The organism is Bacillus sp. ISL-78, from assembly GCF_018613455.1.
Classification (GTDB): domain Bacteria; phylum Bacillota; class Bacilli; order Bacillales; family DSM-1321; genus Peribacillus; species Peribacillus frigoritolerans.
Genome location: NZ_JAGGQC010000014.1, coordinates 97,687 through 109,056 on the forward strand (window position 1 = coordinate 97,687; position 11,370 = coordinate 109,056).

Annotated in this window: 10 protein-coding genes; 1 reads left to right on the forward strand and 9 read right to left on the reverse strand. The window is 41.0% G+C overall.

Annotated elements, in window-relative coordinates:
• Positions 1-100: 100 nt before the first annotated feature.
• Both J7I96_RS16270 and J7I96_RS16275 read right to left on the reverse strand, forming a co-directional pair.
• Entirely contained in the window at positions 101-1,432 is a 1,332-nt protein-coding gene (locus J7I96_RS16270; RefSeq protein WP_214768273.1) for a (Fe-S)-binding protein, read from the reverse strand.
• Entirely contained in the window at positions 1,429-2,835 is a 1,407-nt protein-coding gene (locus J7I96_RS16275) for an FAD-binding oxidoreductase (protein ID WP_214768274.1), read from the reverse strand. The genes J7I96_RS16270 and J7I96_RS16275 overlap by 4 nt, the downstream gene beginning before the upstream one ends.
• A gap of 199 nt (positions 2,836-3,034) precedes the next feature.
• Here J7I96_RS16275 and J7I96_RS16280 point away from each other — a divergent pair, with 199 nt between their 5' ends.
• Positions 3,035-3,580 carry a hypothetical protein gene (locus J7I96_RS16280; protein ID WP_251025051.1) on the forward strand — a complete coding sequence of 182 codons (546 nt, stop codon included), beginning with the start codon at positions 3,035-3,037 and terminating at the stop codon, positions 3,578-3,580.
• 65 nt (positions 3,581-3,645) lie between these two features.
• Here the strand turns inward: J7I96_RS16280 and J7I96_RS16285 are convergent, their stop codons facing one another.
• The 7 genes from J7I96_RS16285 to J7I96_RS16315 all read right to left on the reverse strand — a co-directional run.
• Positions 3,646-4,452 (reverse strand): ABC transporter permease, encoded by an 807-nt coding sequence (locus J7I96_RS16285; RefSeq protein WP_095678476.1) that lies wholly within the window; start codon positions 4,450-4,452, stop codon positions 3,646-3,648.
• Positions 4,452-5,369 carry an ABC transporter permease gene (locus tag J7I96_RS16290; protein ID WP_215048092.1) on the reverse strand — a complete coding sequence of 306 codons (918 nt, stop codon included), beginning with the start codon at positions 5,367-5,369 and terminating at the stop codon, positions 4,452-4,454. The genes J7I96_RS16285 and J7I96_RS16290 overlap by 1 nt, the downstream gene beginning before the upstream one ends.
• Positions 5,333-6,493 (reverse strand): ABC transporter ATP-binding protein, encoded by a 1,161-nt coding sequence (locus J7I96_RS16295; RefSeq protein ID WP_214768276.1) that lies wholly within the window; start codon positions 6,491-6,493, stop codon positions 5,333-5,335. Before J7I96_RS16295 ends, J7I96_RS16290 begins: the two co-directional genes overlap by 37 nt.
• A 19-nt stretch (positions 6,494-6,512) precedes the next feature.
• Positions 6,513-7,613: an ABC transporter substrate-binding protein gene (locus tag J7I96_RS16300; protein WP_214768277.1), complete on the reverse strand. Its 1,101-nt coding sequence runs from the start codon at positions 7,611-7,613 to the stop codon at positions 6,513-6,515.
• Between the two features lie 19 nt (positions 7,614-7,632).
• Complete coding sequence (locus J7I96_RS16305) at positions 7,633-8,640, reverse strand: TAXI family TRAP transporter solute-binding subunit (protein ID WP_214768278.1); 1,008 nt, start codon at positions 8,638-8,640, stop codon at positions 7,633-7,635.
• A gap of 162 nt (positions 8,641-8,802) precedes the next feature.
• Positions 8,803-10,179, reverse strand: a complete 1,377-nt coding sequence (locus J7I96_RS16310; protein ID WP_251025052.1) for a sigma-54-dependent transcriptional regulator — start codon at positions 10,177-10,179, stop codon at positions 8,803-8,805.
• Positions 10,180-10,203: 24 nt separating this feature from the next.
• The coding region (locus tag J7I96_RS16315; protein ID WP_215048093.1) for a two-component system sensor histidine kinase NtrB at positions 10,204-11,370 on the reverse strand (1,167 nt) is incomplete at its 5' end.

Genomic DNA, 11,370 nt, shown 5'->3' on the forward strand with positions numbered 1-11,370 from the left:
ATCTTTACGAAAAGAGCCAAAATAAAAAACCGTCAGCATCTTCACATAAGTGCGAAAACGCTGACGGGTAATGCTTTAAGGAGTTTCAATATCCTTTTTGTCAATCCAAGCCGCAAGCCTTGGCAAGTACTTCAACAAGGTGCAAACTTTTCATTTGGTTTGCCGCTCCCTCCCTTTGGATGCCAATGCTCATTTGCATTTGGCATCCTGGGTTAACCGTAACAATGGTAGTTGCTTTCGTTTCTTTAAGATTCTTCATTTTCTCATCAAGAATTTTCATGGATTCATCAAAGTGGAGAAGATTGTAAATGCCTCCGGATGCACAGCAACGGTCAAACCCTTCCATTTCGACATAGAAAACTCCTGGTATGGATTGCAATAATAAACGAGGTTCCTTTTGGACCTTTTGAACATTGCGTAAATGACATGAATCTTGATAGGAAACGATGCCTTGCCATTCTTCAGTGAAAGGTAGCGGCCCCAATTGATGAAGAATTTGACTGATATCTTTTGATTTTTCCGAGAAAGCCCTTGCCTTCGCAGCCCATTCTTGATCCTCTGCCAATAGATGTCCATATTCAAGAAGCGAAGCACCGCAGCCTCCTGCGTTATTTATGATTACATCAGCCTCCGTTTGCATGAAGGCTTGGATATTCCTCTTTGCCAATGCTTTCGCTTGTTTTGTTTCACCTTGATGGGAATGGAGAGCACCGCAGCAATTCTGGTTTTCAGGGAGAATGACCTCACACCCTGCTATGGTAAGCAGCTCAATGGAAAGACGGTTAATTCGTGACATCATGGAATCCATGATACACCCAGTAAAAAATGCAACTTTTAATTTCGTTTCCCCTTTTGCTGGCATAATCGTACCTTGCCGGATACGTTTGGAAGAAGTCTCGATGTCTGGAAGTGCCTGTTCTAAATGTGCAAGGGCAGGGGAAACCTTCTGCAATATATTTGATGAACGGATAAGCTTGGATAAGCCGGTTTTTTGATAGAGCTGCACTGCACTTCCAATCCTGTTCATCCGTTTTGGATATGGAAAAAGATGAACCAATGCCAGTTTTTTGATTCTTGTCATTTTGTTTTTTTTGTTGGCTGACGGGGAGTTTTCAATGGCTTCTTTAGCCGCTTCCAGTATATGTCCGTATGGCACACCAACAGGACATGCTGTTTCACAAGCACGGCAGCCTAAGCATAAGTCGATTGGTTCAGCTAAATCTTTTTGGAAATCTATTTTTCCTTCGGCTGCCATTTTCACTAGATTGATACGACCGCGTGGAGAGGCGGATTCCACACCCATTGATTCATATGTAGGGCATGCCGGTAAACAGTATCCGCATTTTACGCATTGGTTTGTCCAATCATAGGCATCTGAATATAAATTTTGGACAGCAGCATTTGACTCATTCGGTTTGGTGGGTAGATTCATGTAACCAACACAACCCTTGTCTGTCCCTTATCAGGAAAAATCTTCCCCGGATTCAGGATATTATTGGGATCCCATGCTTCTTTAATTTTTTTCATCATATTCACTCCGGTTATTCCTAATTCCATTTCCATATATGGTGACTTTAAAGTACCGATTCCATGTTCCCCGGAAAGTGTTCCTCCTAATTCGATAGCTGCTTCAAAAATTTCACTGACAGCAAGCTCCACTTTTTTCATTTCCGTAATATTTCTTTTATCGGTAATGATGTTCGGATGTAAATTCCCATCCCCTGCATGACCGAATACAACCAAGTTCAATCCGTACTTCTCCCGGATATTGTTTAATCTCTCCATCATTGCAGGTATTTGACTGCGTGGAACGGTCGCGTCTTCAGAAATTTTTGTAGGGCCCATTTGTGTAATGGCCGGGGAAACCAATTTACGCGCTCTCCAAATCGTTTGGCGCTCTTCCTCTGTCTCCGCTATCTTGACGTAGGAAGCACCCTCTGCCCTGCATATATCGGCGCATTTATTGATTTCTTCCTCAATCGCCAATGGGTGTCCATCTATTTCTATGATCAGAATGGCTTCAGCCTGAAGAGGCAAACCGGAAGGACGGTAGCTTTCAACAGCACGGATGCACGCATTATCCATCAATTCCAGGGCAGAGGGTAGAATTCCTGATGATAAAATGCTGGTAATGGCATGGCCAGAGTCTATCAAATGATTGAAGTGGGCGACAAATGTTTGTTTAGATTGAGGTTTTGGTATTAAGCGGATGATTGCCTCAGTTACGATGCCCAGGGTACCTTCCGAACCTACGATCAATCGGGTCAAATCATACCCAGTTACATTTTTTACGGTCTTTCCGCCAGTTCGAATGATTTCTCCTGTCGGGGTGACCACCTCCAGACCTATCACGTATTCTTTTGTCGTTCCGTATTTCAATCCCTTTGGACCGCTGGAGTTTTCTAATAGATTCCCGCCTATAGTGGCTACATTGGAACTGCTTGGATCCGGCGGATAGAATAAGCCGGCTTCTTCGGCCTTTTTATGAATATCTGCCGTAATCACACCTGGAGAGACTATGGCAAGCATATTTTCCCGATCAATGATCAATTTATCCCGCAAAAGGGTCATATCAAGAACCATCCCCCCTTTAACAGGTAAAGGGCCGCCGCTTAGCGAAGTTCCTGATCCCCTAGGATAAACAGGTATTTTGTGAGTATTAGACAATTTAACCACTGCACTGATTTCCTCCGCGTTTTTTGGCTGAATGACGATTTCGGGTAAATATTCCCCGAAAGAAGCGTCGTAGCTATAACAATACCTTTCTGCCAAATCTAGAAACATTCTCTCATCTGGAATTACCTGTCGAAGATCGACCAGGGCTTCTTTCTCCATGCTTCTCCCTTCCTTTCTTAATAGAAATTTGTAAGAGGTCTATCTGTATGTAATATAATGGAATAGTTCTACTAGGTATAATGATGAAATAAAAGAGGGTTTTTTTGAAAATCGCACTGATTCATGCAACCACACTGCGCTAAAACCAATTGAAATTGCCTTTCAGACGGTTGCACCGAACATTGAACTCCTTCATTTAATGGACACGTCCCTTCTCTCCTTGATGGAAAAGAGCGGCAAGTTAACTCCTGAAATCATCCGCCGCTTTTCTGCATTAGTGAATTTAGCTTATGATTCTGATGTTTCATGCATCCAACTTACTTGCTCTGCCTTTAATGACATCACTGCAATTTTACAGCCTTTATACTCTGTAAAGTTATTTCGTTCAGATGAGGCCATGCTTGATGAAGCTCTTAGCTATACTCGCATTGGCCTGGTTTCTACCGTAAAAGAAACGCCGATCGCCCTTCAAAATTACCTTTTAAATAAGAATCCGGACTGTATGATCGAGTCATTGGTCGATCCCGGAATCATCCATTTATTATCACAAGGAAAAAGAAAGGAACATGACGATCGGGTTAAAAAGATGGTGGAACAATTGGATGGAAAGACAGAAGTGATTTTGCTTTCACAATATAGTATGGAACATATCGCAAAGCAGGTTAATCCCTCTGTCCCTGTCCTAACGGCGCCGTTATTGGCTGCGAAAAGGTGTTTGGCCCATTTGAATGGAATGTACACATGAGTTTTCTTCGAAAAAATCATAACTTTGCCAGCATGATCGTATGTCACATCATATATACCCGTTTTTTAACCGTTTGTATGATGCGAACCGCCAAAAACTTTGCCTACACCTTGAATTTTTTCAAGTATGACAATCAGAAGGACTGATATGAAAATAACCACGCTCGACACGGATGCGACGATTGGATTGTAGGCATCCTGCATTTGCGAGAAAATCTCAATCGGCAGCGTTCTCATTTCAGGTGATACCATAAAAAGAGAGACCGTTACATTATCAAATGATGTCAAAAATGCGAATAATCCCCCTGAGATGGCCGCGGATCCAATTAGCGGCAGTGTCACTTTCATGAATACCGTTAGTGGATTTGCTCCAAGTATGGCCGCAGCCCTTTCGAGATTATAATCAAATCCACTTAAACCGGTTAATACGAGCCGCATGACATATGGTATGCAAATCACGATATGGGCAATTAAAAATCCTGTAGACGTACCGGCAAGCATCATTGGTGTAAAGTACATTAAGAGTGCGATCCCCAAGACTAATTGCGGCACACTTAATGGAGAAGTTAAAAGGGCCGTAATATACGATTTTCCCGGAATATCATACTTTGCGATACCAAGGGCACCCAAAGTACCGAATATGACGGAGAAAAGGGCAGCCAATGCTGCGAACTTCGCACTGTTCAAAAATGCTTCCAAAAATTCAGGGCGCTCCAAGATCTTGGCATACCATTGCAGTGAAAAGCCTTCAGCCGGAAAACTTGGATAATTGGCACTTGTAAAAGAAGCGGGAATAACGACAATGAGCGGGATCAAGATATAGATAATGGCCAAAACGGCTACTGCAACCCGAAGGCCGCCAAACGTTTTCATCATCGGAATACCTCCTTGAATTTCCCTTTTTNNATGACAGTGGTTGCTAATAGAATATAAGAAAGAGCAGATCCGAATGTCCAATGCAGCAGGTTATTAATTTGATCATAGATGACAACAGGCATCACGGGCACGTTGGCTCCCCCCATTAGGGCAGGCGTAACATAAGCACTCATTGACAAACTGAATACGAGAATGCAGCCAGATACGATACCTGGGATGCTTAGCGGCAATGTAATGGAAAAGAACCTTCTGAACGGGCTTGCCCCAAGTATGGCTCCTGCCTTATCAAGAGAAGGATCGATATTATAAAGACTTGCAACGATGGATAGGATCATGAAAGGAAGATATGCATTGGAAAGCCCAATCACAACTCCTATCTCCGAAAACAATAGTTTCAATGGTGCATCTATTATGCCAAGGGCCATCAAGGTTTGATTAATCGTTCCATTAGGCAAGAGCAAAAGGTACCAGCCAAAATTACGGACAACTATACTTACCAAGAGCGGTGACACGATCAAGAGAGTGATATACCCTCTGATCCGCGCTGAGCTTTTGGCCATTGTCAAAGCTACTGGATATCCAAGTAATAAAGCAACCAAGACCGAATATAAACTGATCTTCACTGTCAGCCATAAGGAAGATAAGTAATAGCTATCGGAAAATAATTGTGTATAGTTTTTTATGCTATATACTGCCTCCGCTCCTCCAAGATTATCTGTGGATATGAAGCTTAAATATAAAATGTATAACATCGGTATGACAAAGAAACCAAATATGAAAAGTAGAATCGGCGTTAAAAGAAGTAATCCCGGCACCCAGACTTTCCTTTTCTTGCTTTTAGGCTTCTTTTGCGGTTCGATAGGACTCGTTTGCTGTTCTATTTCTTGACTAGCATAACTTCTGATGGGCTCCATCCAATCAACACCTCACTTCCATTTTGCCATGATGAATCGAAAGCGGAAGTCAATACTTGAATACTTTTCCCCTGTAACAGAACATTGATTTCCCATGAGGTACCAAGATAGTTCATTTGGCTGATCTTGGCACGATGGAAATCCAATGGAGCTGAAGATTTTTCATCAAGAGAAATAATTTGCAGTTTTTCCGGTCTAATATAAAGCTTTACCTCATCCCCGGTTTTCAGATCACTTTCATTTCCCATGACGTTATTCGTGTCGACATGAGTGATTTCAGAACCGATTTTGACTGCAACTTTCCGCTTATCGATAGCAGACACACTCCCTTCAAAACAATTCGATTTCCCGATGAATTGAAAGACGAACTCTGTCTTCGGATGATTGTAAATCTCGGTCGGAGTACTGATTTGTTCAATTTTCCCTGCATTCATGACCACGACTCGATCGGACATGGATAGAGCTTCTTCTTGATCATGGGTCACAAAAATGGTCGTTACGCCAATTTCCTTTTGTAAACGCTTAATCTCGGCCCTGAGTTCATGACGCAGCTTTGCATCAAGGTTTGAAAGCGGCTCGTCAAGCAAAAGGAGCTCCGGTTCAACAACAAGTGCCCTTGAAATCGCAACACGCTGACGCTGACCACCTGATAATTCCCTTGGATAACGATTCTCCAATCCTGACATTTTCACTAATTCAAGCGCTTTACTAATCTTCTTTTTTTGCTCTGCTTTACCGACTTTGCGCAGTTTCAAGCCAAAACTGAGATTTTCATAGACTGTCATATGGGGAAAAAGCGAATAGGTTTGAAAAACCATTCCTAAATCTCGCTTATAAGGCGGAACCTTCGTTACATTATTGCCTTTAATATGTACCTCGCCCCGATCCGGATCGAGGAACCCGGCAATGAGGTTTAAGGTTGTGGACTTTCCGCACCCGGAAGGTCCAAGAAGAGTGAGTAACTCTCCTTGTTTCACCTCCAAATCAATGCCATTCAGGACAACATTCGCTCCAAATTGTTTAAACGCGCCTTTTATCTCTACATCATTTTTATTTGAGCCAACCCCCTGAACTGCCTCCAGGTGTTGCCTATTAATTTCCACATCTTTTTTTAATACTTCCATGTGATCAACACGCTCCTTTTTATTTGAGTTTTTTCCCTAATTCAGGAGTAACCTCTTTCGCCCATCTGTCTGACACCTCTGCACGGATCTCGGCAAACTTGGCGAAATCAGGTTTAAATGTTTTATCACTTGCTTTAAGCCCGATTGACTCTTCATATTTTTCTGGAATTTCCATGCCTTCCACTGTCGGATAAAATCCTTTTTCGGAAATTAATGCTTGTGATTCTTCACTGATTACATAGTTGATGAATTCTAGGGCTTCTTTGCTATTAGGCGTATTTTTCACTAGACCAGCGCTGAAAGCTTGAAGCGGCACGCCTTCTTTAGGCACGGCCATCTTAATCGGAATACCTGAAACGGCCAATTCACCTATGGAATAACTTCCCATGACCGTTACGTCAGCAGCTCCTTGTTGGATAGCTGGCATCATTTGCGTTGAGTTTTTATAAAATGTATTGGAATACGCTGCAAGATCTTTTGCCTTTTCGAGACCTGGTTCCATGTCTTCCGTACTGCCGCCGTTTGAAATGGCCAGACCATTAAGGGTATTGAAACCCCAATCATTCGTAATATCTGAAAATGCCGTTTTACCCTCGTAATCAGGAGAGACAAGATCATTCCATGATTCAATTGATTTTAAGCCTTCCTTTTTAAAGGTTTCCGTATTATAAGCTGGTGCAATGACTAAACCAAATGCTGGAGCGGCCGCATTTTCAACCGGAATGAACCGTGAATCCACCGATTTCATATTGGGAACATTGGACTCATCAATTGGTACGATCAGTTCCTTCTCCTTAGCGCGTATAACATCAACCGGTACAAAAAGGGCAACATCTATTTGCGGCGCATTCTTCTGTAATTCCACTTTGGATAGGATTTCACCTGATAAACCGGAAATATAATTAACCGTGATTCCCGTTTCTTCTTTGAATTTCGGGGCAATCACATCTCGGATGGCACTTTCGATGACACCGCCATTACCGGCTATCGTTATTTTCTTCTCTCCTTTTTCACCAGCACCCGTTTGTACGGATTCCCCCGGTTTTTGCGGAGTGGGATTACCACATCCCGCAAGAGCGATCAATACTATTATTGATAAAAGACTCATCAGCTTTTTCATAATCATTACCTCCCGTTTTTCATTGATTACCAATAATTCCTTGTTCGGTGAAATAATTCACGGCACCTGGATGAAAATCCAAGGGAACTTGTTTAGTTGCTTCCGTTATTGAAATATCAGAAGCAGCTGGATGTGTATGCTGCAGTTCAGGCAGATGTTCATATAATGTTTTCACAAGATTGTAAGCATGAGGATCGGACATTTCCTTGTAGGTTACCAGGACATTTTTAATTGAAATCGTTTGGACATTTTTTTTCATCCCCCTGTATGTATCTTTGGGAATTTCATTATGAGTATAAACTCCATATTGTTTTTGAAGGCGTTCAATGATGTCTCCCGGTATTGGAATGAAAGTTAGTTCCGTCTGCTTGGATATGAAAGCGATTTCATTATTAGGGATTCCCGAAGAAAAGAAAGCTGCATCAATGGTACCATTTCGTAATGCTTCTGCAGATTGAGAAAAAGAAAGATAGGATAAATTCAATTGATCAGTCGGTAAATCGGATTCTAACAGTATCCGCTCTGCAATAAGCCTTGTACCGCTTCCAGCCGTCCCTACACTAATGCGTTTACCCACTAAATCGTCCAAGGAATCAATATCATTTTGTTTAGTAGAAACAATTTGAACATAATTGGAATATAGGGCCGTTAAAGCTCTTAACTTGGATTTATCCGTTTCAGGCAAATCCAGTACATCCACTGAGGTAAAACCAATTTCTGCCCGATGACGGCTAACCAATTCAGTATTTTCGATGGAAGCATCGGTGACCTGGGTACCTGACACAGCACCGTTGTATTTTTCATACATATTTGATAAGCTTTGTCCCAATGAAAAGTAAACACCTGTCATATCTCCGGTTCCAATGATTAACATCCTGTTATTTAAATCCTGTCCTTCAGAAGTTAGTTGCCTCTGTATCAAGGTAGTAGCAGGTTTAGATATTTCCTGCTGCTCATTCATAAAAGAACATCCTGTCATGAAACAAAATAACAAAGCGACTTTTATAAAGAGTGCTCCATTTTTCATCGTGATTCTCCTTTCTTAATGAATTTAGATGCAAATGCCATGCCAAGTCGATTTTCTGCTTTAAAACGCAAATCCTGCCGATTTCTTGAATATAATAAAAGGATAAACCGGCAATTTTTTCCGGTTTTCCAGAAAAAATTGCCGGTTAACACGATGAATCCTTTATTCTTCTTTTGAAATGAGCTTGATTTTATCACGAAGGCTCCTTTCAGAAATTTTTAGGATTTGGGCTGTTTTTTGGCGATGATTATTACAATATTGAAGAGTGGCCGTTATGACTTTTTCTTCTATCTCTTTCATGGAAATGCCAATGGGAATCCTGAAACTGTTAAAATCTTCGGCAGTGCCATCCGGCTGGAGAATGAACTTCTGTTCTTGAACATACTGCGGCAAGTCGGTATCTTCCATTTTTTTTGAGTTTGATAGGGCAACAGCATATTCTATAATGTTACCAAGCTCACGAACATTCCCAGGGTAATGATAATCCAATAAAATTCGACGTGCGGTTGCCGAGAACATCTTTTCTTCACGATTCATATCCTTCGCGTGTTTTTTTATAAAATAATCCATAAGGATCGGTAAATCTTCTTTTCTATCTCTTAAAGGCGGCATCGAGATGGGAATGACATTGAGCCTGAAAAACAAGTCCTCCCTAAATTCCCCTTCCATCACCATTTGTTCCAGGTTTTTATTGGCTGCACTTATAATACGGACGTCCAATGAGATTTTTGTATTGGATCCCAGAGGCGTCACCTCCCGTTCCTGCAATACCCTTAATAATTTGGCTTGAAGTGGAAGGGGCATTTCACTGATCTCATCAAGAAAAAGAATGCCTCCATTAGCAGCAACGAATTTCCCTTCCTTCCTCTGAGTTGCACCGGAAAATGCTCCCTTCTCATAACCGAACAATTCAGATTCCAGCAGCATCTCAGGAATTGCCGCACAGTTGACGATCTGCATTGGATTGTTTTTCCTTCTCCCCATCGTATGGATATTTCGGGCTACAAGCTCCTTTCCAGTACCGCTTTCACCCGTGATGAGAACACTGGAATCAATATCTTTCACTCTTTCGATCATTGAGAAAATACGCTGCATCGCCTTGCTGTTTCCAAAGAAGTTACCGAATCCCTTTTGAATCTCTAATTCTTCATGTAATGACTCCAATTGATTGGACATCTGTTTGAATTCGGCTGCCCTCATCAACAGCAAAGAAAGTTCTTCAATATTAATTGGCTTTTCAATATAGTAGTAGGCGCCTTTTTTTATGGCCTCAATGGAAGTTTCAATGGATGAATAGGCAGTCATCATGATGACTGTCACGTTAGGTGATATTTGTTTGATTTTCTGTAGGACATCAAGTCCACTTTTATTTCCTATTCTTAAATCAAGTAACACAATATCAAGGTGCTGATCGTCGATTTTCCGTAGACCCTCATCCGGGTCTGTAGTTGTCATGACATCATAAGAATCTTCCAATGCAAAGCTAAGAGCGGTGCAAATAGCAGGTTCATCATCAATCACCAATACTTGCATTTTCATATGACTCCTCCTCTTTCCAGGCTTCTATTCAATATATATAGGTAGTAAAATGGTGAATGTCGTTCCTGAATTAGGGTAACTTTTCACATGGATATCTCCGTTATTTTCTTTAATAAGACTATACGATAACGTAAGTCCCAAACCGACGCCCTTTTCTTTATTCGTGAAAAAAGGCTCAAAAATATGGTTCAGTTCTTCCTGCTTCATCCCTTTTCCCGTATCCGATATGGCAATCCGCCCTGTCTTTTCGTTCACTTTATCAATGGTGATTTTAATATTCTTTTCCTTTGTTTCTTCAACGGCATGAATCGAATTCAAAACCATGTTAAGAAGTACTTGTTGAATTTGTTGTAAATCTATATAAAAAATCAAGTCCTCCTCAATCATCTGCTCGAAATTTATTTGTTTTTTTTCCATTGTCACCTTATGAAAAGCAAGTAAGGATATAAGCTCATGAGCGTGGCAATTTGTTATATTTGGCGGGCGCGGACGTGCATATTCAATTAAATCGGTAACAATCGCATTCAAGCGGTTAACTTCAGTAGGCAAGTGTTCCATTAGAACTTGTCGGAATTGAGGATTATCATATTTACTCGGAAGTAAATCAATGAACGTTTTAATCGATGTTAAAGGATTCCTTATTTCATGTGCCACACCTGCAACGAGTTGACCAAGGGCGTGCAGCTTTTCTTGTGTGACCAATTTTTTCTCCAATGTTTTCTTTTCCGTTTCGTCATTCATGGAAAGTAAGTATCCGGTTTGTTTATCTTCAGAATTGAACATCTTATGCATCGAATATGAAATCACCTTTTGTTCATTTTCCTCATTTAAGACCAAGATTCGAAAAGAACCCGTACGATTATTCTCATTTTGTTCTTGGTGTAAAGCTTCGAAATTCTTCATTAAATGCGAATGATTCGTAATATTCAGAATCATTTCCTTGGAAATGTTAAGAATGTCCGATGCCTTTGCATTGCAGCTAGTAATCATGAAATCGAGATCGAATGTTATGATGCCATTATGGATATTGTTTAAGATTTGATCTTTGAACGCTTCAGCATTGGCGATGTTTTGCCGTTGTTTCTCTAAATCCTTATTTAATAAATGTAATTTCAAAGTCTGGTTATGTACGGATTTTTTTAGCTTTTGATTCCATATGTAAATGATTAGAAGGATAAGGGCCACGGCAGT